The sequence below is a fragment of the Victivallis vadensis genome (assembly GCF_003096415.1).
GTDB classification, from domain to species: Bacteria; Verrucomicrobiota; Lentisphaeria; order Victivallales; family Victivallaceae; genus Victivallis; species Victivallis vadensis.
Genome location: NZ_QEKH01000031.1, coordinates 1 through 22,383 on the forward strand (window position 1 = coordinate 1; position 22,383 = coordinate 22,383).

General features: G+C 59.4%; 17 protein-coding genes. 8 read left to right on the plus strand and 9 right to left on the minus strand.

What is annotated here, in order from left to right; genetic code table 11:
- Positions 1-681: 681 nt before the first annotated feature.
- The 5 genes from C8D82_RS16095 to ilvC form a co-directional block, all read right to left on the minus strand.
- A complete protein-coding gene (locus C8D82_RS16095) occupies positions 682-1,272 on the minus strand; it encodes a hypothetical protein (protein ID WP_133245238.1) in 591 nt (196 codons plus the stop codon).
- A 155-nt stretch (positions 1,273-1,427) separates the two neighbouring features.
- Complete coding sequence (locus tag C8D82_RS16100) at positions 1,428-1,730, minus strand: putative quinol monooxygenase (RefSeq protein WP_116885316.1); 303 nt, start codon at positions 1,728-1,730, stop codon at positions 1,428-1,430.
- 2 nt (positions 1,731-1,732) lie between these two features.
- Positions 1,733-2,923: an iron-containing alcohol dehydrogenase gene (locus C8D82_RS16105; RefSeq protein WP_116885317.1), complete on the minus strand. Its 1,191-nt coding sequence runs from the start codon at positions 2,921-2,923 to the stop codon at positions 1,733-1,735.
- Between the two features lie 12 nt (positions 2,924-2,935).
- Positions 2,936-4,819 carry a beta-N-acetylhexosaminidase gene (locus tag C8D82_RS16110; protein ID WP_116885318.1) on the minus strand — a complete coding sequence of 628 codons (1,884 nt, stop codon included), beginning with the start codon at positions 4,817-4,819 and terminating at the stop codon, positions 2,936-2,938.
- Between the two features lie 104 nt (positions 4,820-4,923).
- Positions 4,924-5,904, minus strand: a complete 981-nt coding sequence (gene ilvC / locus C8D82_RS16115) for a ketol-acid reductoisomerase (RefSeq protein WP_116885359.1) — start codon at positions 5,902-5,904, stop codon at positions 4,924-4,926.
- Positions 5,905-6,102: 198 nt separating this feature from the next.
- On the opposite strand from ilvC, the gene hrpB reads away from it, so the two are divergent.
- The 3 genes from hrpB to C8D82_RS16130 all read left to right on the plus strand — a co-directional run bounded on the left by hrpB (position 6,103) and on the right by C8D82_RS16130 (position 12,284).
- Positions 6,103-8,577 (plus strand): ATP-dependent helicase HrpB, encoded by a 2,475-nt coding sequence (gene hrpB / locus C8D82_RS16120; RefSeq protein ID WP_116885319.1) that lies wholly within the window; start codon positions 6,103-6,105, stop codon positions 8,575-8,577.
- 362 nt (positions 8,578-8,939) lie between these two features.
- Entirely contained in the window at positions 8,940-10,289 is a 1,350-nt protein-coding gene (locus C8D82_RS16125; RefSeq protein WP_133245239.1) for a hypothetical protein, read from the plus strand.
- A gap of 111 nt (positions 10,290-10,400) precedes the next feature.
- Entirely contained in the window at positions 10,401-12,284 is a 1,884-nt protein-coding gene (locus C8D82_RS16130; protein ID WP_116885321.1) for a serine/threonine-protein kinase, read from the plus strand.
- Here the strand turns inward: C8D82_RS16130 and C8D82_RS16135 are convergent.
- The gene (locus C8D82_RS16135) at positions 12,272-13,021 is read right to left on the minus strand and encodes an NAD(+)/NADH kinase (RefSeq protein WP_116885322.1); all 750 of its coding nucleotides are present in this window, start codon (positions 13,019-13,021) and stop codon (positions 12,272-12,274) included. The genes C8D82_RS16130 and C8D82_RS16135 overlap by 13 nt on opposite strands.
- On the minus strand, positions 13,018-13,494 hold the full coding sequence (locus C8D82_RS16140) for an RNA methyltransferase (RefSeq protein WP_165833131.1): 477 nt from the start codon (positions 13,492-13,494) through the stop codon (positions 13,018-13,020). The genes C8D82_RS16135 and C8D82_RS16140 overlap by 4 nt, the downstream gene beginning before the upstream one ends.
- A 143-nt stretch (positions 13,495-13,637) precedes the next feature.
- Here C8D82_RS16140 and lpxA point away from each other — a divergent pair, with 143 nt between their 5' ends.
- Together lpxA and gpmI are read left to right on the plus strand one after the other, a co-directional pair.
- Entirely contained in the window at positions 13,638-14,438 is an 801-nt protein-coding gene (lpxA, locus tag C8D82_RS16145) for an acyl-ACP--UDP-N-acetylglucosamine O-acyltransferase (RefSeq protein WP_116885324.1), read from the plus strand.
- Between the two features lie 39 nt (positions 14,439-14,477).
- Entirely contained in the window at positions 14,478-16,130 is a 1,653-nt protein-coding gene (gene gpmI, locus C8D82_RS16150; protein WP_116885325.1) for a 2,3-bisphosphoglycerate-independent phosphoglycerate mutase, read from the plus strand.
- 147 nt (positions 16,131-16,277) lie between these two features.
- On the opposite strand, the gene waaF is transcribed toward gpmI, so the two are convergent.
- Entirely contained in the window at positions 16,278-17,429 is a 1,152-nt protein-coding gene (gene waaF / locus C8D82_RS16155) for a lipopolysaccharide heptosyltransferase II (protein ID WP_165833132.1), read from the minus strand.
- A gap of 276 nt (positions 17,430-17,705) precedes the next feature.
- Between waaF and C8D82_RS16160 the strand changes: the two genes are divergently transcribed.
- The 3 genes from C8D82_RS16160 to C8D82_RS16170 are packed head-to-tail and all read left to right on the plus strand — an operon-like array spanning position 17,706 to position 21,837.
- Positions 17,706-18,707, plus strand: a complete 1,002-nt coding sequence (locus C8D82_RS16160; protein ID WP_133245242.1) for a rod shape-determining protein — start codon at positions 17,706-17,708, stop codon at positions 18,705-18,707.
- A gap of 1 nt (position 18,708) precedes the next feature.
- Entirely contained in the window at positions 18,709-19,602 is an 894-nt protein-coding gene (locus C8D82_RS16165) for a DUF2156 domain-containing protein (RefSeq protein WP_116885328.1), read from the plus strand.
- A 30-nt stretch (positions 19,603-19,632) separates the two neighbouring features.
- Entirely contained in the window at positions 19,633-21,837 is a 2,205-nt protein-coding gene (locus C8D82_RS16170; protein ID WP_133245240.1) for a DUF2079 domain-containing protein, read from the plus strand.
- Here the strand turns inward: C8D82_RS16170 and C8D82_RS16175 are convergent.
- Positions 21,803-22,315, minus strand: coding sequence for a GNAT family N-acetyltransferase (locus C8D82_RS16175; protein WP_116885330.1), 513 nt, complete (start codon positions 22,313-22,315; stop codon positions 21,803-21,805). The genes C8D82_RS16170 and C8D82_RS16175 overlap by 35 nt on opposite strands.
- Positions 22,316-22,383 lie beyond the last annotated feature (68 nt).

A 22,383-nucleotide genomic window follows, 5' to 3' on the forward strand; every position in this document is an offset into this window, starting at 1 on the left:
ATTCCCTTTATGTTGAGATTTTGAGTTACTCAAAATAAAAGGCAGATGCAACCTTGTCAAACAACACATCCCATCACAAAATTTGGGACATTATCGAATTTTTGGGAGAATATAAAAAAGCAACTATTTATTACTACCAGGAAATCTTCAAGCGTCTTACAGACGTTGAAATAACCGATATTTCAATCAATGGTGAAATCCTCAGTATAAAAGTTCGGGTAAATTGGAAAAATGAATGGTCTCACTATGTTGTTGACCAACCGAATATTACATATCAGGGAGTTAATGTTCTGGGAGTTGATATTTGGCCATTACAAGTCTTCTGCAATTATATCTCCGAACTATTCACTACAGTTCAGGATAAATGCAAACAAATACCGTGGTCATCCTGGCTAAATTTCACTAATAAAAATTAATATTAATTTTCAATCTTTACGATTAGTTTCTGTCGAGAGCTTAGAATCAGCCTGTCATTTTCAGGTATTTTCCCCGTCACTTTTTTCGTTTGATGCTCGCATCTGTAAAAAATAGCAGGGAATCTACTCAAAAATTGACTTCACAGTTTATTAAATTTTCGTTCTAAGCGAGCATAAACATTTTTACCAAGTGGACTTAAGCGCAAATCAATCGTTTGAAGTCCATTTGGCGAAAATCGAATGACACATACTCATCACTTCCTTTTCACCACCAGAAACCGTGAGGGAAGATTTTTTCAATATCAACCGGGGCGAATGCTTCCATCTCAGGAAGCTTACCAGCAATTTGCCAGAATCCGGGAACGATTTTATGGTTATATCCCAAAAAATAAACAAAATTGTAATCCCATTCCGGTTTATCCGGCAACATAACCTCCAGGAAATAATACTCCTCCGAACTCTGGTTGCCGAAATCTCCGAAGCCTTCCGGTTTATCGACAAAAAATGAAGTGAATATCATCTTCGTTCCCACCGGTAGTTCCAGATACTCTTCGCCACCTAATAAGTTATGATCGATTTCCCGTTCAAAACCATTCCAAACCATGCAGCCCGCATATTTTTTGCTGATATCATAACGCGAAACCAGCCGACAACGCAACGGATGAGCCAAAACCATCGTTTTATGGAAATCATACCTATAGCAGCCGTTTTCCAACCGTTTAGTCAACTGGACCAAACTTGATCCATACAACTCCGTTTCCATATTGCACGAATGAAATCCGCAAAGGCAGAAGATGACCATTCCTCCGAACAATGTCAGGAAAGCTTTTTTTTGACAGGAATTGCCGGTTTTCATCAATATCATCCTTTTATTCGACTCCGTCCCCCATAAGATACTCCTTCCTGAAGATGAAATCAACCCTGCCGTCGATCGCCCGCGACTTCTTCATGCAAAAAAGAGCCGCTCCGGGGAATTTCTCCGGAACGGCTCTTTTGAGGTTGGCTTGCCTCTTACGCGGGAGTCACCACGTTGATCGTACTCTCTCCGCGCAGCGAAGCGACCGCTTCGCGGAAAGCGGCCATGTGCTTCGTCGCGAGATGGGCGCGCAGATGGTCCACCGACTCCCAGCTCTCCAGAATCGTCACGTAGTCGCCTTTGACTTCGGGACCGATTCCGGCGTTCACGTCGACGCACGGCTCGTACCGGATGCAGCCTTCCTCGGCCAGCACCGTCGGCACGTTCGCTTTCAGGACCTGCATGTATTTCTCCATGCAGCCCGGTTTGATTTCACTGCGGGCAATCACATTGATCATTTTCAAAATTCTCCAAGATACGCCTGTTTCAAAATTCCGCCCAGAATCCGTTCCGAATCGGAGACCGGAACCGGATACGGGGCAAGTTCCAATTTCATCCGGTTTTCACTGCCGCTCGCGGCCGTCGCCGCCAGCAGCTCCGGAGTGATGCCGTCACAATCCTTCAACGCGCCCGGCACGCCCACCGAATCCAGGAAACGGCGGTACGACGCGATCACTCCGCGCGGCTCATCGCCGGGGAAGTAATCCGCCAGCCGCATCGTCCGCTCCGCCACCTTCGGGTTGCCGAGGTAGTAGCTCCATGATGCGGGCAGCAGCATCGCCACCGCGATTCCGTGTTCCAGTCTGCCGAACCATGAGAAGCTGCACAGATGCGGCAGGCCGGTCGACTTGAAACGGATCACCATGCCGCCCAGCGTCGCCGCCATGCTCATGTTGTTCCGCGCGGCGGCATTCCCGCCGTCGGCAATCGCCGCGGGCAGGTTCTCGACGACCAGCCGGATGCCGGTCAGCGCCCACTCGTTCGCCAGCGCCGAATTCGCGTCGGCCCCGACGTTCAGGAAGCCTTCGATCAGGTGCGCCAGCGCGTCACAGCCGGTGGCACGCGTCACGGCGGGCGGCATCGAATGCGTGAACGCCGGAATCGGGAGCGCCAGCGCCGGAACGATGAACCTCTCCGAAATCAGCTTCTTCACTCCGAGCCGATGATCGACGATGTTCGCGTAGGGGGTCGCCTCCGAACCGGTGCCGGAGGTGGTCGGAATGCAGATCACCCGGTCCGGCGCCGCTTCGGGATACACCCGCGAATAGCAGTCCGAACCGAAGTGTTCCTCCAGCTTCCAGCCCGACTGCATCGTCAGGTAGGCCGCCTTGGCCGCATCCATCACGCTGCCGCCGCCGAGGGCGATCACCGCGGCCGGATTGACCTCCTGCAGCAGCGCCGCCATCCGCTCCACGGTTTCGACGCCGGGTTCGGCCTCAATCTCCGAAAAACGGACCGCGTTGCGGTCCGCCGCCCGGAGCACCGCTTCCAGATGCGCCCACGCGCCGTTGGCCTCGACCGAACGGCGGCCGGTAAAGACCGCCACCGGCCCGGACGGACGGCGCTTCAGCTCAGCCGTCAGCGCCGCCCACGGCTCTTTCAGCACAATCCGTTCACCCGGAACGGACTCGATCAGGTCCGCCGTAATCATCGCGCGCCTCCCTTAGTGGATGCCCGTTCCCGAGCAGACGCCGTGATACCAGTTCGGATTGTTGAAAATATCGCACGGTTCCGCCTGCGCCTCCAGCTCGTCGATTTCGGCGACGACGCCGTCGAGGTATTCGCGGATGCGCAGCGCCGTTTCGTCCAGGCGCGCGATCAGCCCCGCATTGCGGATCTGGATCGTTTCAAGGCCGAACGGCTTCGCGCAGTCGAGCCACTGGGTGCGGAACGAGGCATCGAACTCCTGCGCCGCCGCAATCACCGACGGGATCACCGACACCGCGATCTGCCGCAGCGCGATCCGGTCGTCGTTCGCATAGGCGTCGATCAGCGCGCTGCGCATTTCGGTCTTCTGGATCAGCAGATCGAGCGCGTTGATGATATGCTCGAAATCCCCCGCCGCCTTGTCGTCCTGATGCGGCAGCAGCTTGCGGAGCATCTCGTCATAATGATCGGTGATCTTCAGGTCGAACTCCGGGTCGTGCCGCAGGCATTCGTCGAAATAGATGCCCATCAGAGGATCGTCCCAGATCAGCATCGACGGAGACACCGTATACTTTTTGTCCCCAGCGGTCAACGTCGCCTGGATGCCGCCCGCGGTGATGTTCGCCTGGAAGCTGCTGCCGCAGGTCGCCGCGAAACGGGCGGCGGTGGTCTTCGTGTCGTCCGGCTTCACGCCGAACGCCAGATCCGCCGAGTAGACCAGTCCGGCCAGCGCCGAATCGTAGTTGCAGTAGGCGCCGTCGTCGCCCCACATCGTGAAGAACAGCTCCTGCACTTTCATCTTGCGGCAGGCTTCGATGCAGGGAATCACCGTCGAACGGGTCTTTTCGTGGTCGTACCACATCCGCGTCCAGGTCCAGATGCCGGAACCCATCACCGGCTCGAAGCCGATGTCGCGATGGCGGCGGATCATCTTCTCGTAGGACTCCGCATCCTCATGGTAGTAATCCCAGTAGACCAGCTGGACGTTCTTCGGAATCTTTTTCTGCACGCTCTCCGGAATCGGGCTGGTGAAGTCGTAGTAATTCTGCTCCGGATTGCTGAGCCGGAAATACATGTCCGACCAGATCAGCGGTGCCACGCCATGCTTTTTGCAGATTTCGTTGACTTTGCCGAGATGGCGGTTGAACAGCTCGAACGGCGCTTCAAAGCCGTGGTAATCGATGAACTTGCCGCGGCCGAGGTCGTGAGTTTCGTCCATGCCGATGTGAATCCGGCGGCTGTCAAGCGCCTCGCTCCAGAACGCGATCATCTTGTCGATCAGCTCGTAGGTTTTCGGCTCGTCGACCATCAGCACCTTGGCGGTATCACTGATCTTGCCGTAAGCGCCGTGCCAGCGGATGATCTGCTCCAGGTGGCCCAGCGTCTGGATGCAGCCGACCAGCTCGATGCCGAGCTTCTTCGCGTAGGCGTCCAGTTCTTTGATCTCATCGATCGAATAAGCGCCGCGCATATATCCGAAGAAAGGCTCGCCCGGCAGCCGGTAGGTGTCCTCGGTGTAGAGCATCACCAGATTGTAGCCGGAAAGCGACAGGCGACGGAACCACAGCTTCAGGTGGTCCACCTTCATGACCATATTCCGGGAGACGTCCAGCATGATGCCGAGCATCTTGAACGGAGTCGTCTCCTCGCCTTCGAGCTTCGCCAGCGCCGAACCGACGCCGCGCGCCGCCGCCGCGACCGAATTGTATTCGACCAGCACTTCGCCCGTCGAACGGATCACCCGCGAAACCGTTCCTTCCGCCTCGATGCGGCGGAATTTCAGCTTGAGGCCGCGGCCGCCGTCGACCACCGGATATTCCTCGCCCAACGTATCGAGCAAATCGAACAATTCTTCCGGCGTCTCATCGCGCCGCCACACCAGTTTGGAAACCTGACTCATGCTGACTGATCCTTACTGTTTTTCGTGAGTTATAAAAAATAACGGAACCGCCGCGCTTTGTAACACGACTGTTCCGTTGATTTATTCGCAATCCGGAAAAAGCATTACTTCTTCTGGAAGAGGCTGCGGATACGCTTGCCGACGATTTCAGCCGGATGCTCGCCGAGGGCGGCGCGCTTGGCTTTCAGGGTCGGAGCGCCGTTGCGGGCCTCGGCGATCCACTTCTTCGCGAACTCGCCGGATTCGATGCGGCGCAGCGATTCCTTCATGCGGGTCTTGACTTCCGGATTGATGATCCACGGGCCGTTGTCGTACTCGCCCCACTCCGCGGTATTGGAGATCACCGCATTCATCTTCTGGATGCCGCCTTCGTAGATCAGGTCCACGATCAGCTTGGCTTCGTGAATGCACTCGAAATACGCCATCTCCGGCGGATAACCGGCTTCGATCAGGGTCTCGAAACCGTACTTCATCAGGTCGACCATGCCGCCGCAGAGGACGTTCTGTTCACCGAAGAGGTCTTCATAGGTTTCCTGTTCGAAGGTGCATTCGAGCACGCCGGCGCGGGTCAGGCCTTCGGCCTTCGCGATCGCGAGGGCGACTTCTTTGGCCTTGCCGCTCGGATTCTGCTTCACGGCGATCAGGCCGGGCACGCCGAATCCCTCGACGAAGCGCTTGCGCTCCTCGGTGCCGGGGCTTTTCGGGGCGATCATGATCACATCGACATCCTTGGTCGGCTTGATTTCGCCGAAAACGATGCTGAAACCGTGGGAGAAGGAGAGCGTCTTTCCGGGAGTGATGACCGGGGCGATCTCGGCATTGTAGACCGGGCCGTGCAGCTCGTCGGGCAGCAGGATATGGATGATATCCGCGCGCTTGGCCGCATCGGTGACCGACATGGTTTCAAAGCCGTCCTGGTCGGCCGCGTCCTTGGACTTGCCGGGACGGATACCGATGATCACATTCAGACCGGAATCGCGCATGCAGAGCGCCTGGGCGCGGCCCTGCGCGCCGTAACCGATCACGGCAATGGTTTTGCCGTTCAGCACGCCGAAATCGGCATCGCCGTCATGGAGAATCGCCATGTTTTCCATTTTTATGAATACTCCTTACGTATAAATTGGCCGGGAAATTCCGGCCGGTTTCCTTGAATCCATTGATCCCATATCCGAATAATATAACCGCCGTAATCCGCAATTGCAAATCCTCCGCCGAAATCTTACCTTGATTTTCCCCCTTGCGAGCAGGTTGCAGATTCGCCGCCGGGCGGCTATATTACCGGAATGAATACGATCCCGACACAATCCGACCTGCCGGTGCGCTCCGTGCTGCCGGAGCTGGTTTCAGCTCTGGAGCGGCATGGCAGTGCCGTGCTTTCCGCCGCGCCGGGCGCGGGCAAGACCACGCTGGTCCCCCCTGCCCTGCTCGAAGCTTTCGCCCCGGCCTCCGGGAAAATACTGCTGCTCGAACCGCGCCGGGTCGCCGCCCGCGCCGCCGCCCGCCGCATCGCCTCCATCCTCGGCGAACCGGTCGGGGAGCGGGTCGGCTATGTCGTGCGGGGCGACTCGAAGCAGAGCGCCCGGACCCGCATTCTCGTGGTCACCGAGGGCGTGTTGCTGCGGCTGCTTCAGGACGATCCGATGCTCGACGGCGTCGGGCTGGTGATCTTCGACGAATTTCACGAGCGCAGCCTCGACGCCGACCTCGACCTTGCGCTGACGCTCGACCTGCGCGAAAACCTGCGCCCCGAACTCAAGCTGGTCATCATGTCCGCAACGCTCGACCTCGCGCGGGTCGCCGGAATCCTCGGCGGCGCGCCGGTGATCGACGCGCCGGGCCGCCAGTTCCCGGTCGAGCAGCGCTGGAGCGCCGAAGCCGTGGACCGGTTCCGTCCGGCTCCCGCCGTCGCCCGCGCCTGCATCGGCCTTTATAAAGAAAAGGCTGGCGACATGCTCGTTTTCCTGCCCGGCATGCGGGAGATTCAGGAGGTCGCCGCGATGCTCGAATCCGCATTGCCCGCCGATGCGCTGATCCTGCCGCTGCACGGTTCGCTTTCGCCCGCCGAACAGGATGCGGCTCTGGCTCCCACTCCCCCCGGCAGGCGCAAGGTGGTGCTCGCGACCAACGTCGCCGAAAGCAGCCTGACCATCGACGGGGTCACGCTGGTGGTGGATTCCGGGCTGGAGCGGCGGATGCGTTTTTCTCCCGCCGCCGGCATGTCGTTCCTCGAAACCTGCCGCATCTCCAAAGCGTCGGCCGCGCAGCGCGCCGGACGCGCCGGACGTACCGCCCCCGGCACCGCCCTGCGGCTGTGGAGCGAATTCGACCACCGCCAGCTGGCCGAACAGACGCCGCCTGAAATCTTCGACGCCGAGCTGACCTCCTTCGCCCTCGAACTGGCCCGCTGGGGCGCGACGCCGGAGCAGCTGCGCTGGCTCGACGCGCCGCCCGCCGCCGGTTTCGCCGCCGCGCAGCGGCTGCTGCGGGAGCTGGGAGCCTTCGACGGCGCGAACCGCCTGACCGCGCGCGGCCGCAAACTGGCCGGGCTGCCGGTCCATCCCCGGCTCGGCATGATGCTGCTGGCCGCCGCCGAACGCGGCGAAACGCCGCTGGCCGCCGAAATCGCCGCGCTGCTCGAAGAACGGGATTCCTTCCGCAGTTTCGACGGAGTGGACCTCGGAGAACGCATCCGCCGGATGCGCCGCCGTCCGGGCGAATTCCGCAACCAGCTCGTAATCAAGAAACAGTTGCTCGGGCTGATGAAGGCTCCCGACCGGGAACTCGATCCCGACCGGTCGGGAGTGCTGACCGCCTTCGCGTTCCCGGACTGGATCGGACGCGCCCGGAGCCGCCACAGCCGCAGCTATCTGCTGAGCGGCGGCGCCGGGGCCTCGCTGCCTGAAAACGACGTGCTGTGCCGCAGTGAATTTCTGGCCGTCGCCCGGCTCACCGGGAGCGCGGGACGCGACAGCCGCATCGAACTGGCCGCGCCGCTCGACCGCGCCGAGCTCGAAGCCGCCTTCGCCGACCGGCTGGCGGAACACACCGCCGTCGAGTTCGACCCGGAGCGGGAACGGGCCGTCGCCCGCCGCGAAACCCGGCTCGGCGCGCTGGTGCTGAGCGCCGCCCCCGCCGAACCGCCTCCCGGCGCGATTCCGGCGGCGGTGCTGAACGCCGCGCTGGAACGCGGCATCGAACTGCCTCCCTCCGACCAGAAAGGGGCCGCCGCGCTGCTGAAAAAGGTGCGCTTCGCCGCCCGGCAGGAGCCAAACCGCTATCCCGACTGGTCGCCGGAAAGCTGGCAGACGGTTCTCCCCGGCCTTGCGCTGCCGTTTCTCGGAGCGGTCCGCAGTTTTGCGGAGCTGCGCAAAGCCGACTGGCACACGATTCTGCAGAACGCGCTCGGCTACGACCTGCTGCGCGAGCTTAATCAGGAGTACCCGGATTTCTTCACCACGCCGGTCGGAGCGTCGCACCGGATCGACTACGACCGGGAGCAGCCGACGCTGCCGGTCCGGGTGCAGGAGCTGTACGGCGTCAAAACGCACCCGACGGTGGGCCGGTCGAAATTCCCGCTGCGGCTGGAACTGCTCTCCCCCGCCCACCGCCCGGTCCAGGTCACGACCGACCTGCCCGGCTTCTGGGCGGGCAGCTGGAAACTGGTGCAGAAAGAGATGAAGGGACGCTACCCGAAGCATTTCTGGCCCGACGACCCGGCCGACGCCGTCCCCACCACCCGCACCAAAGCCAAGATGTAATCTCTTCCCCGGCAGATCGGTACAAATTCCGTACCATCCGCCAGCGGAGTGTTCCATTCTCAACGCCCGGCACAAAAGCGTCGCCTTGCGTGAATGCTGAAAATTGCAAAGATCATTTGCTTTCCACGGCTGAGCATGGTAAAGTAAAAGAAGAGTTCAACCAACGGAAAGGATTTCTGCACGAACCGAATAAAAATAAAATGATATCCGACAACTGATTTTCGGCGTCACCTCTGAACTGGCACTTCATAACTCGACGCTTGCAAGAACCTCCGAAAAATCGGCGGCTTCGGTATTTTGTATCAAAATACCGGCGCACCTTGATTTCGGTGTTTTCTTGCAGCGCTGTGCCAGGCGTAGAGGTGGACACTCATTTTGAGGTGCGCCTCTTTCTCTGTTTTAAGGCATCTCATCTCAAATCTGTTCAACGAAAATCAGCAGATTTAAAGTTCAACAGGAGAAAAAGAGATGCTGTTTTTCCCACGCGCCCCCCCGGTTCATCCGTATTGTTCTTTGGAATTGAGCCAATTTCAAAAAGATTGGCTCTTTTGAAATTACCTCGAATTACAATGTCAATCGAAAAACAATACGGAGGAAAACTCATGAAAAATCTGATCGGCATATTCCTGATCGCGGCAATCGCGGCGGTCGGCCTTTACGGACTCCACACCTACAACCAGAAAAAAGAACGCGAAGCACAACTCGAAATCGCCCGGCTTGAACAACAGAAACTCGAAGAAGAACGCCGCCGCGAAGAAGCACTGAAAAAAGCGGAAGCGGAAAAACGGCGACTTGCCGAAGAACAGCAACGCCGCGAAGAAGCACTGAAAAAAGCGGAAGCGGAAAAACGGCGACTTGCCGAAGAACAGCAACGCCGCGAAGAAGCACTGAAAAAAGCGGAAGCGGAAAAACGGCGACTTGCCGAAGAACAGCAACGCCGCGAAGAAGCACTGAAAAAAGCGGAAGCGGAAAAACGGCGGCTTGCCGAAGAACAGCAACGCCGCGAAGAAGCACTGAAAAAAGCGGAAGCGGAAAAACGGCGGCTTGCCGAAGAACAGCAACGCCGCGAAGAAGCACTGAAAAAAGCGGAAGCGGAAAAACGGCGGCTTGCCGAAGAACAGCAACGCCGCGAAGAAGCACTGAAAAAAGCGGAAGCGGAAAAACGGCGGCTTGCCGAAGAACAGCAACGCCGCGAAGAAGCACTGAAAAAAGCGGAACAGGCAAAGTGTTTTCAAGCCAATCTGGCCATTGCCAAAAAAGCCCTGCGCCGAATCAATGTGCGGCGTTACAATACACCGGTCAAAGAACTCGTCAAATTTCAACAATATATCGAACTATTGAACCCACCGGAAGATATCCTTTCACTGGCTCAGGACCTGCCGAAGATCGCCGCGGCGATCCGGATGCCGTCCAATCAAACCGCGCTCAGCCAGCTGCCGAAGGACTGCTTCCGAATGCCGCGCTGTACCACCTGCGGCGGTTTCGGCAGAGAAACCAGAATGGATAGTCACAAGATGACCTCCGTTGTCTGCGATAGTTGCGATGGAACCGGAATCCTGCAGAAGAAGGAACCCCGGGTGGCCCACGGCGGAATTTCGCCGAAAGTTTATTATGTCAAAATGAGCGCGGGAACCGTATTCGATCTCCAAAGCGCACAACAGGCTTTCAAAAACCGCACAGAACAACTTTCCGGCTGGCTTGATATGCAATAATTCCTTCCATCCCGGCGGTGGCCGCAGAAAAAACGCATAACAGATTTGACTATCTGCATAAAATGCGTTATATTGCCTCAACAAAGGGGGGACGGCGCCGCCGGAGAAGATATGGTACAGCAATCGAACAATACGCAGGGCGAAACCGTAGCCGGGTTCCATATCATCCGCGAACTCGGGCGCGGCAACAACGGAGTGGTCTATCTCGCCCGCCAGATCGCGCTGGACCGGCAGGTCGCATTGAAAATCCTGCTGCCCGAACTCGCCGCCGAGGACCCGACCTACATCCGCAACTTCCTGCACGAAGCCCGGCTGGCGGCCAGGCTCGACCATCCCAACATCGTGCAGGCGCTCGACGCGGGGGAGACTCCGGCGGGGCTTTACTTCTTCGCGATGGAATTCGTGGACGGCAAGTCGCTCGAAGACATCCGCCAGCAGCAGCCGGAACTGATCTCATTGCGCTTTCTGCTGGAAGTTTCCCTGCAATTGGCCGATGCGATGGATTACGCATGGCGGAGCCACAAAATGACCCACGGCGACATCAAGCCGGGCAACCTGCTGATCCGCTCCTCCGACGGCGCGGTGAAACTGGCCGACCTCGGCCTCGCCCGCGTCAGCGGGGCGGCGGGCAACGATGAAATCATGGCGACCCCGATGTACGCGGCCCCGGAGGTGATCATGGGGCAGAACGATAAGATCGGGCCGTGTACCGACATCTACAGTTTCGGCGTGATGTTCTACGAGCTGGCTGCCGGAACCGCGCCGTTCCACGGCAACACCGAGGAGATGCTCCGCCAGCACCTCGAAGACGAACCGCCCCCGCTGATCCTGAGCAATCCGGACATCGACCCGGATATCTCGAAATTCGTCGCCCGGATGCTGCGGAAAGATCCCGCCGACCGGGTGTCGGACTGGCAGGAGGTCAGGAATTTCCTTGAAAGCGTCCGGAATAAGCAGCTCGAACGCGCCCGGATGACCCAGCGCCGCCTGCCGGCTGTCGCGCCGGCGCGGCAGCCGCGGCCGCCGCGCCCCCGGGAATCCCTTTACGACTATTGCCTGCAGCGTCCCCTGATTCTGGCTCTGCTGGCGATCGTGATCACGGCGGCGCTGACCGCGTTCGGCTTTTTCGTTTACACCATGATCCGGGTCGCGATGCCGGAATCCGAACTCGTGCCGATCCGGACGGAGCAGGAATCCTCCGCCCCGCCGCCGGAGTTCCGGCCGGCTCCTCCCCGGCCGGAGCTGCAGGTGGCCATCTCAAGCCCCGCCGTCAGGCCGCGCCCTTTTTCGCCGCAGCCGGAACCGCCGCGCCCGGTTGCGGCCGAACCGCCGCGGCCCGTGCCGCCGCCGGCGGTCAGGCAGGAAAGCGCGTCCCCCGCTGCGGCTGAACCGCCGGCGGAAAAGGCGGAAGAAACAGCACCGGTTCCTCCGGTTCAACTGCCGCCGTCTCTTCCGTCAAGAGTGCATAAACTGCCTTACGATGCGGAAAACGCGGCCCGGCTGGCCAGGCAGATGACGGTACAGATCAACCGCCTCGGCAGCACTTTCACGCCCGGCTGGAAACAACAGGCGGCCCGGGTCGCCTCCAATGCTTCGGTGGTGCTGGCGCAGCTGGCGGAAGCCGGTTTTCCCGGCAAGGAGATGACCCGCTTCGACGTGTTCACCAGCGGGCGCAGTTCGGACTGGCAATCCTACGGCGGCAACACCGGCGTGATCCGCCTCTCGGCGAAAACGCCTCCCGACCGAATCGCCCGCGAACTGGGCGTCGGTCTGTATGAAAAACTGCGCGAACGCCGGCTGGCCCCGGCCGGAATGAGTGACGAATTCGGCGACGCGATCCAGTTTTTCGTGGAACAGCGCGAAAGTACGCCCGCCCCGCCGCGCGGCAATCCGGTGCTGCTGGAATCCGGCTACACCCTCGGCGGTTTCATCGACATCCTGAAAGCGGGCGGCTTCCGGCGTGAAAACTCCCTGAACCGCCGTTACAACAGATGAAAGCCGCGAAAAGGCAGTTTGTTGGGGTGGCGCAGCAGCCGGCACTTCGGACACATGAAATTCGCCAGCCCGTAGATCCGGGCCTGAAGTTCCGATTCGAAAAGCAGCACTTTTTCCCCCTCGTTCAGCACAATCTGCTCCGGGGAATTGTCGGCGATCAGCACGCCGGGGCCGCGCACCACCTCGATTTCGACCCGTGAAGTCGAATTCAGCACCAGATGGTTCACCTCCTCGGTCGAATTGCTGAACGCCAACCCGAGGCCCACCCGGAAAATGCTGTGCGTGATGCTGCGATAGTAGGCGGTGCTGCCGTGGACGCTCGAAAGGCCGACGCCGTCGCCGACCACCTCGTTCGCGTAAAGCTCGCCGTCGATCCGCACCCGGTAACGCAACGCGCTGGAGAGTTCGAGGTTGTGCAGGAACACGTCGTTCAGGGCGTACAGCGTCCTGCCCCGCGCCGTCCCGGCCACTTTCGGCAGGACGGTCAGCGGCGTTTCGCCGCGCCGGAACGCCTCCAACTGCAATTCGCAGCGGTGTTCCGGGCACAGCTCGGCGGTGCCCGCGTCGCGGATCGGCAGCTTGGGCACGCCGGGATACTCCCGCTCCGCCCCCAGCAGCGCGCCGTCGCCGCCATGCGCGATCACCAGCTCGAATTCCCGTTCCGCCTCCTCAAAACCATACCGGGAAAGCAGAGGGCGGATATCCTCCAGATTCTTGCCGACCAGCTTGATTTTCATACATGCACTCCGTAGCGCGTTGCCGCAATCACCGCATACAGGATCGCCGCGGCCGAATTGCCGACGTTGATCGAAGATTTTTCACCGAACATCGGCAGACTCACCAGGCCGTCGACCAGTTCCAGTGTTTCGGGAGCCACGCCGAGCGCCTCATTGCCGAACACGATCGCCAGCGGGAACTCATATTTCATCTCCCACGCGAACCGGCTGCCGGGCATGCACTCGGCGGCGAGGATCATCCTGTACCCCTCTTCGCGCAGGGTGCGCACCGCGGTCGCCGAATCAGGCATCACCCGGCACGGCACCATCTTATCCGCCCCCATCGCGGTCTTTTCCAGCTTGGGGTGCGGCGGGGCGGGCGTGTAGCCGCACGCGATGATCTCCGCCGCGCCGACCGCTTCCGCGATCCGGAAAATATTGCCGGTGTTGTGCGCGCTGCGCAGCCGGTCGAGAACGATGCAGAGCTGTTTCACGTCGACGAAATCCTCATTGTTTTGGATGTGTTTCTTTAAATTAATATGATTTTGCGAGTTTTGCAAGTTCAAAACTTGCCCGGATTCAAATTTGATGATATATTAGAGGAACTTTAATCGAACCATATTGAGAGGTTTTTCATATGCCGAAGATCCATCCCTCCAGCGTCATCGCAGACGGCGCGATTCTCGACGACGGCGTCGAAGTCGGCCCCTTCTGCTACGTCGGTCCCAACGTCAGGATCGGCGCGGGCACCCGCCTGATCGGCCACTGCAACATCGACGGACACACCACGCTCGGCACCGGCAATGTGATCCATCCTTTTTCCGCACTCGGCCAGCCGGCGCAGGACCACGCGGTCGAGCCGGGCGCCGCGACCTATCTGGAGATCGGCAACGACAACGTTTTCCGCGAGGGCACCACCGCCCACACCGGCACCAAGCCGGGCACCACGACCGTGATCGGCAACCACAACATGTTCATGAACTCCTGTCACGTCGCCCACAACTGCCGGGTCGGCAACAACGTGATCTACGTCGGCTGCGCCTGCACCGCGGGCTACTGCGAAATCATGGACAACGCGCTGATTTCCGGGCTGGTCGGGCTGCACCAGTTCTGCCGGGTCGGGAGGTTCGCGATCATTTCGGGCGGCTCGGTCTTTTCCAAGGACATCCCGCCCTTCATGATGGCCGAGGGGCGCAACGGCGGCGTCAAGATGATCAACAAGATCGGTTTGCAGCGCGCCGGATTTTCCGCCGAGGCGATCACGGTGATCAAGCACATCTTCCGCATCTACTATCGCAGCGGCCTTGCGCCCTCCAATGCGCTCGCGAAGATTAAAGAGGAGCTGCCGCAGACCCCGGAAGTGCTCGAATTCATCAACTTCTGCGAGACCAGCAAGCGGGGCGTGATCTCCGCCCACGTGGAAGGCCATCGCAACTGATTCCGACAACAAACCAACCTATCGTGAGGAGAACATATCATGCTTGAAGCTTTGAAGAAGAACCCGAAATTCACTCCGCGCCGCGGCCCGGTGGTGCTCTGCATCCTCGACGGCGTCGGTTTCGGCAAGTACGCCGACGGCGACGCGGTGCTCGCGGCCCACACGCCCGAACTCGACAAACTGATGAAAGAGTGCCCGATGACCCGCCTCAAGGCGCACGGCACCGCGGTCGGCATGCCCTCCGACGACGACATGGGCAACAGCGAAGTCGGCCACAACGCGATCGGCTGCGGCCGCGTGTTCTCGCAGGGAGCGAAGCTGGTCGAAGAAGCGGTCGAAACCGGCAAGCTCTTCGAGGGCGAAGTCTGGAAGAAACTGGTCGCCAATGTGAAGGAACACAATTCGACGCTGCACTTCCTCGGCCTCTTTTCCGACGGCAACGTCCACAGCAACATCAGCCACCTGAAAGCGATGGTGCTCGAAGCGAAAAAAGAGGGCGTCAAGCGCGTCCGCATTCACGCACTGCTCGACGGCCGCGACGTGCCGGAAACCTCCGCGCTGGACTACGTCGATCCTTTTGAAGCCTTCCTCGCCGACATCAACAAAGAGGGCTTCGACTACCGGATCGCTTCCGGCGGCGGCCGCATGGTCGTCACGATGGACCGCTACAACGCCAATTGGGACATGGTCCGCAAGGGTTGGGAAGTCCACGTGCACGGCAACGGCGACCTCTACAAGACCGCCCATGAGGCGATCGAGGACCTCCGCAAAAAGACCGGTGCGATCGACCAGGACCTGCCGCCCTTCGTGATCTCCGACGACGGCAAGACTCCGGTGGGCGCGATGAAGGATCACGACTCGGTGATCTACTTCAACTTCCGCGGCGACCGTTCGCTCGAAATCACCAAGGCGTTCGAGGCGGATAAGCTCGACGAGTTCGACCGCGGCTTCCGTCCCGACGTGATGTACGCCGGGATGATGGAGTACGACGGCGACCTCCACGCGCCGAAGCTCTACCTCGTGAATCCGCCGGAAATCGACCGCACCATGGATGAATACCTCTGCGCGACCGGCGTGAACCAGTTCGCGGTCAGCGAAACCCAGAAGTACGGCCACGTGACCTACTTCTTCAACGGCAACCGCTCCGACAAGTTCGACGACAAACTCGACAACTATATGGAAATCCGTTCCGACGTGGTCCCCTTCGAGCAGCGTCCGTGGATGAAGTCCGCCGAAATCACCGATGCGGTGATCGAAGCGATCGAAAGCGGCAAATTCCGGATGATCCGCCTGAACTTCCCGAACGGCGACATGGTCGGTCACACCGGCAGCATGGATGCGGTGCTGGTTGCGATGGGCGCGCTGGACCTCTGTGTCGCGCGCATCGCCGAAGCGGTCCGCAAGGCCGGCGGCGTGCTGGTGATCTCCGCCGACCACGGCAATGCCGACGATATGTACGAGCACGACAAGAAGGGCAACCTGAAGCTGGACAAGAACGGCGCTCCCGCCCGCAAGACCAGCCACTCGCTGAACCCGGTGCCGTGCATCGTCTACGATCCGGCAAGCAAGGGTGAATACAGCGACGAGCTGAAAACCGGCCTCGGCATCAGTTCACTGGCCGCGACCTGCATCGAGCTGCTCGGCTACGAAGCCCCCGAAGGATACGATCCGAGCGTGCTGAATTTCAAGTAAGATTCCGACCGCGAAGGGCCGGAAGCGGAACGCTTCTCCGGCCCTTTTTCGTTTCCGGGAACAGAACTGACACCAACGCCTTGTGCAAAGTTCCCAGAAATGGGATTTCGCTCCTTGGGAGCGAAATCCCAAAGGCGATCCGGCCGCTCAGTTCCCGGTAGTGATTTTGCGCATCTCGGCGATCACCATCTCCGGCGTAATCTGCCGGATGCAGCGCGGATTGCGGTGCGGGCACTCCCTCTTGAAACAGGGAGCGCAGTCGATTTTGCGGTACATCAGCCGCCACGCCGGTGAAATCGGCCCCGTCGCGGTATAGTCGGTCGGCCCGAACACCGCGATTCCGGGACGCCCCAGCGCCGCCGACAGGTGCATGATTCCGGAGTCGTTCGCAACCGTGAGCCGCGAATTTTTCAGCAGGTGCATCAGTTCAGCCAGCCAGGTCTTGCCGCACAGGTTGAACGCCTTGGTCGGACGCAGCCCCTCGACCACCTCGTCGCCGATTCCCTTTTCGGAAGCGCTGCCGAGCACCACCACGATGCCGTCCTCATTTTCGATCCAGTGCCGCGCCACCTCGCGGAAACATTCGCTCGGCCACCGCTTGGCCGCTCCGTAAGCGGCTCCCGAAGCCAGCGTCAGCAGCTTCGGATGTTCGCACAGCGAAGTGATATTGCCGAACAGCTCGTCCACCGGAGGAGCCAGCTCGAATTCCGGCAGCGCACCGTCCCACTCCGGCGCCCCCATCGCCCGCGCCATCGCCAGGCACTTGTTGCTCTGGTGGATTCCGGCCAGACGCCGCACCGGACGGGGCGGAAAATGAAAGCTGCGCGTCAGGAAAATCGAACGGCAGCGGGCCGCCGCGCCGTACAGCCGCCCCACCCCGGCCAGCTTCATGGTCATCGCGTCGCGCAGCGAATTGTTGAAAAGCACCCCGACGCCCAGACGCAACCGCCGCAGGTTGCGGATCTCCTCCCGGCTCCAGCCGCTGTGAATCCGCTCCAGCAGGATGGTCCCGTCCACGATCGGCAGCGAGGAATAAAGCGCCTTCTGCCCGACCGGGGCGATCACGAACAGCGCGCAATGTTCCGGCAGAATCCGGCGCAGCTGACCGAGGGCAGGAAGCGCCATCACCGCATCGCCGAGATGATTCGGCATGCGCACCGCCATGCCGTTGCGCCAGCTGTCATGCGGCACCGGGATCACCGGAAACTGCGGCGATGGAAACTGCGTGCGGATATCCAGCGTATGAACGGATTCGCCGTCGTTCTTCTCATCTTCCCATCTGCATCCGGACTCATTCATATCTCTTCGGGCCATTCGACTTTCGAGGTTACAGGTTACGCGCCTTTGCCTTATAAAATAACATGGAAATGTTTCAAATTCAATTGAAACAGCACGTTTCGGGCCTCTTTTCCGGGTTTGTTTGGCAATAAAGCCGGGTTTCGACTTGCATTTTCAGAAAAAAAAAGTCTATTAATACAATGACGGATTGAAGAGAGCTTGTTTTTCACAGAAAAGAAGTAATAATTTTTAAAATATTCAGGTAGGGGTTCAATGAGTACTCAATGCTTGGCAAAAATGTTTTCCACTCACATCGGCATCGACCTCGGAACCGCGAACTGTCTGGTTTATGTGCGTGACAAGGGCATCGTGCTCAACGAACCCTCCGTCGTCGCGATCAAGGAGAGCACCCGCGAGGTGCTCAATGTCGGCAGTGAAGCCAAAAGCATGCTGGGCAAATGTCCCGGCAACATCAAGGCGATCCGGCCGATGAAAGACGGTGTGATCGCCGATTTTGAAATCACCGAGGAAATGCTGCGCTACTTCATTCAGAAGGCGATCCGCACGGTTCCGTGGCGGAAGCGGCTGCTGCATCCCCGGGTGCTGGTGGCGGTGCCTTCCGGCATTACCGAAGTGGAAAACCGCGCGGTCAAGGACAGCGCAAAACGGGCCGGCGCCGGCGAAGTGGTGCTGGTCGAAGAACCGATGGCGGCCGCGGTGGGCGTCGGTCTGCCCGTCGCCGAACCGGCGGGCAGCATGATCGTCGACATCGGCGGCGGCACCACGGAAGTGGCGGTTATTTCGCTCTCCGGCATCGTCGGGGCCCGCAGTGTGCGAGTGGGCGGCGACGAGCTGGACCTTGCGATTATCCAGCACATGAAACGGGTTTACAACCTTTCCATCGGCGAACTCACCGCGGAACAGATCAAAATCCGTCTCGGCAGCGCCTATCCGGTCAAGGATGAGGAAAGTCTGGAAGTCAAAGGTCTCGACCTGGTTTCCCGCGTTCCGAAAACGGTCCGGATCACCGCCGCCGAGATCCGCATGGCGCTGTCGGAGCCGATCACCACGATCATCGAAGCGGTGCGTTCCACGCTGGAACGGTGCCCGCCCGACCTGGCCGCGGACCTGATCGACCGCGGCATCATGCTGGCCGGCGGCGGCGCCATGCTCTCCGGCCTCGACAAACTTTTAACCGAAGAAACCGGGCTGCCCGTGTTCGTTTCGGAGGAACCGCTCAACGCGGTGGCCAAAGGAACCGGCGTGATGCTCCAGGAAGACAGTATTTGGACGACGTAGAATGAAAATCGACTTCAGCACCCTGCGTCCGGTCACTCTTGAGGACCGGAAACTTTTTGATGAAAAACTGGCCGTGCTCGCCAGCCAGAGCTGCGAATGCAGTTTCGCGAATCTTTTCATGTACCAGCAGCCCTACGGCCTCGAATTCGTCGAAGCCGGCGACCGGCTGGTGGTCTATGAGCGCCATGCGCGCACCATCCACTATCCGATCGGCAAATGGACGACGCCCGAGGAGCTCAAGGAGATCATCGACGCATTCAACGCCGAGGGGCTGACCGACGGCGGCATTTACGACGTCCCGGAGGAGTTTCTGGACAAGCACTCCGACTGCGACGCATTCTTTGAACTGGAGTTCGACGAGGGCGCAATCGACTATCTTTACTCGATCGATAAAATCGCGACGTTCGCCGGCCCGAAGCTGCGCAAGAAGCACAATCTGGTCAAGCAGTTTCAGACCAACTGGCCCTATGCTGAAGTCCGCAAGATCACCAGAGAGGAAATTCCGGCGGCGGCCAAGCTTGCGGCCGACCTGAATTCCCGGCTGGAACCGTGTGAATTTCTGGAAGAAGAGGCGCTCGCGCTGGACCGGGCGTGGAAGAACTTCGATGAACTCGGCCTCGGCGGCATCATCCTTTACGCGGAACCGGGCTATCCGGCGGGTCTTTCGGTCTACAGCCATCTGCCCTCCGACACCGTGGACGTGCATTTTGAAAAGGCGGACCACACCGTGAAGGGTGCGCCGCAGACGCTGACCTGGCAGCTCGCGATCGCGCTGCGCGGCAAGGCGAAATTCATGAACCGCGAACAGGATATGAACGAGGAAAGCCTCCGCCACGCGAAACGTTCGCTGGACCCGGAACGTTTCTTCAAGCGCTACTTCCTGCGCAGCCTCTGACAGGGCTGCAATCAAGCATAAGGAGCTGTCGTGATCAGGGTAATGCGTTCCTCTTTTCCGCTGCTCCTTTCGCTTTTGTTCAGCGCGATTGCCGGTCTGACCATCCAGAGGTATCTGTTCGACCTGCGGTCGCTTGACCCGGTCTACGGACAACTTCATTTTTACCCTGATACCGCCCGCCCGCTCCCCGGTTATGCGGGCCTTTTGTGCGGATTCGCGCTTTTCACCGTGCTGCCGCTTCGCCACGGTAATTTTTCCGCGCTGGCAGCTTTCAACCGCAGCTGGCTGCCCTTGCTGCTCACCATACCGTTGCTTGCCTTCAAAACAGCCGCCTTTCTGCCGCTGCTGCTGATCCTGCTCTGCTGGAGCTGGAGTTTCTACCGGCTGGGGCGGAACGCCGCGGCGGAACCATCCCCGCCGCCGGCCCTGTTCCCGCCTCCGAAAACCGGCCTGCTTCCGGTCTGCCTGCTGCTGGCGGCGGGAGTCGCCTGGAGCTGTTATATGCAGTTCCATGCCTACCGGGCCTTATATCTGCTTTACCATGACTGGGGAGAGTACGCAACTGATTATCTGAAACTCATCCGGGAACCCGACCGCTCGCTGATCCACTATTTCGTGACGGGCGGTCATTGGAATCCGCTGATGACCAATGTGATGACGCTTGCGCTCAGAATTTTTCCGGCCCCGGAAACGATTTTCTTCCTGAACAGTTTGCTGATCTACTCTCTGGTTCCCCTGATCTACTGGTTCGCGCGCACATTGAAGCTGCCGGTTGCGACCGCTCTTTTCTTCGCTCTGGCGGTCCTGCTGAATCCGGTCGTCAGCAACCAGAGTCTGTCGCTGTTCTACGGTTACCATCCGATCAACGCCCTGCCTTCGCTGCTGACGCTGTTTTTCATCAGCAAAAAGCGCGGCAACCGGGCGGGAATGCTTCTTTTCTTCCTGCTGACGCTGCTGGTTCAGGAGACGGTGACCGTGCTGTGGTTCGGCTACGCTTTGCTGCTGATCGCTCAAAAACGCTGGAAAAGCGGCCTGATCCTCGCCGTCGGCATGGTGCTTCTCTTTCTTTTGTTTTCCAAATTCGTGATACCGGCGGCGGCGGAAACGACAGCCTATACCCAGATGTTCCACTACCATCAATTGGGTGATTCCATCGGGGAGGTTCTGCTCTCCCCATTCCTGCGCCCGCGGGTATTTTGGAGCACCTTATTCGCTCTGAACAATTTTGACTTCCTTCTCTGTCTGACGCTGCCGTTTTTCTTTCTGCTCCTGACCCGGCCGCTGTTGCTGCTGCCGACGCTCCCGCTGCTGGCCGGAGTCTGCCTCCAGTCGACGCGCGACGTCCAGAATGTCGTCCTCCAATATGGAGTCGACCTCAATATCATCCTGATTCTGGCCGCGATGTGCAATTGCGCCCGGTTATTCAAAATGAATTCCCGGCGACACCTCTGCGGAGCTCTGGCAGCAGCTCTGTTCTGCGTACCGGCTCTCTATTTTTTCACCGGGAAAGTGCCCAAATACGGCAAATACTCCTTTGAGCCGATCGCACAGCTTCCGAAAGCAGACAAAGTGGTCAATTTCCTGAAATCCCACATGCCGCCGGGCAGCCCGGCGCAGGCCTCCGCCCGCATCCGCTCCCAGCTGGTTTTCGACTACCGCAGCCGGAAGCTCGGCTCTCCATTCGTTCCCGGCGAATATCTGCTGGTTGACCTGTTCGACGGCTGCATGTCCCGCCGGGAGCTTGAGGAAATCCGTTTCCACATCGCTTCCGATCCCCGCATCCGCCCGGTCACATTCGCTCACTGGTACAACCATCATTACGCACTGTTCAAAGTGGAAAACGAAATACAGAAACCGGCCGAACTTCCCTTCCTGCGTCAAATGCCGCCGGAAGAATTCGGCACGCGCGGGCTTCCGGTCCCCATTGACTCTCCGGCGTTTTCCGCGCGTCTGGATACGACGCGGCAGGGAAAATTCCTGCGGGTCCGGCTCGATTCACCGATCAGCCATGACGTCGATCTGCATATATATCATGGCAACAGTCATCAGGAAATCACCTTTGCGCACGGACTTCGCCCGGCATACCGCTGCCCGGCCGGAACCGTCTTTCTGATTCCGCTACCGCAGTTGCATGACGCGGATATTCCGACACTCCGGATAGAGGCGTTTCCACGGGAAGGATCGGCGGAAAGCGACCGGCTCAGAGCTTCACTTCCATCACGTAGTCGTCCATGAAATAGCCGCCGCCGATATCGACCTTGACCGCTTCGGCCTGATAAAAGCCGTTTCTCTGATAGGCGCGCAATGCGGCCGCGTTGTTTTTGTTCACATTCAGCCGCAGGAAGCGGCAACCGGCCCGTTTCGCCGCCGCGATCGCATGCTGCAGCGCCATCGAACCGATCCCGCGCCCGTGATAACCGAAGTCGAGGTAGAGCTTGTGCAGTTTCATCGTCGGCGGTTCGGCTTTATACGGTCCGTAAGAGAGGAAACCGACCGGCTTCTCCCCATCGAGGATCAACTCGAAAGCGACTCCTTCGGCCCGCTCTTTTTGCACCACCGGCAGCGCATACATCATCTCAATCATATAATCGATCTGGCCGGGCGTCAGGATTTTGCCGTAGGTATCCGGCCAGATGCGGCGGGCCAGCTCTTCCAGCAGCGGAAGCTCCGCCTCCGTTGCCGGGCGAATCACAATACCGTCTGTATTCAACATGATTTTCTCCTTATTCCTGTTTTATTAAAAAATATGTCCCGGATTCCCGTTTTTTCAAGTGTTTCCGG

Coding starts and splice junctions, on each gene's coding strand:
- hrpB (WP_116885319.1), top strand. CDS start 6,103: ATGAATACGATCCCGACACAATCCGACCTGCCGGTGCGCTCCGTGCTG.
- C8D82_RS16105 (WP_116885317.1), bottom strand. CDS start 2,923: ATGATTACGGCGGACCTGATCGAGTCCGTTCCGGGTGAACGGATTGTG.
- lpxA (WP_116885324.1), top strand. CDS start 13,638: ATGCCGAAGATCCATCCCTCCAGCGTCATCGCAGACGGCGCGATTCTC.
- gpmI (WP_116885325.1), top strand. CDS start 14,478: ATGCTTGAAGCTTTGAAGAAGAACCCGAAATTCACTCCGCGCCGCGGC.
- C8D82_RS16175 (WP_116885330.1), bottom strand. CDS start 22,315: ATGTTGAATACAGACGGTATTGTGATTCGCCCGGCAACGGAGGCGGAG.
- C8D82_RS16095 (WP_133245238.1), bottom strand. CDS start 1,272: ATGAAAACCGGCAATTCCTGTCAAAAAAAAGCTTTCCTGACATTGTTC.
- waaF (WP_165833132.1), bottom strand. CDS start 17,429: ATGAATGAGTCCGGATGCAGATGGGAAGATGAGAAGAACGACGGCGAA.
- C8D82_RS16110 (WP_116885318.1), bottom strand. CDS start 4,819: ATGAGTCAGGTTTCCAAACTGGTGTGGCGGCGCGATGAGACGCCGGAA.
- C8D82_RS16130 (WP_116885321.1), top strand. CDS start 10,401: ATGGTACAGCAATCGAACAATACGCAGGGCGAAACCGTAGCCGGGTTC.
- C8D82_RS16165 (WP_116885328.1), top strand. CDS start 18,709: ATGAAAATCGACTTCAGCACCCTGCGTCCGGTCACTCTTGAGGACCGG.
- C8D82_RS16100 (WP_116885316.1), bottom strand. CDS start 1,730: ATGATCAATGTGATTGCCCGCAGTGAAATCAAACCGGGCTGCATGGAG.
- C8D82_RS16160 (WP_133245242.1), top strand. CDS start 17,706: ATGTTTTCCACTCACATCGGCATCGACCTCGGAACCGCGAACTGTCTG.
- ilvC (WP_116885359.1), bottom strand. CDS start 5,904: ATGGCGATTCTCCATGACGGCGATGCCGATTTCGGCGTGCTGAACGGC.
- C8D82_RS16135 (WP_116885322.1), bottom strand. CDS start 13,021: ATGAAAATCAAGCTGGTCGGCAAGAATCTGGAGGATATCCGCCCTCTG.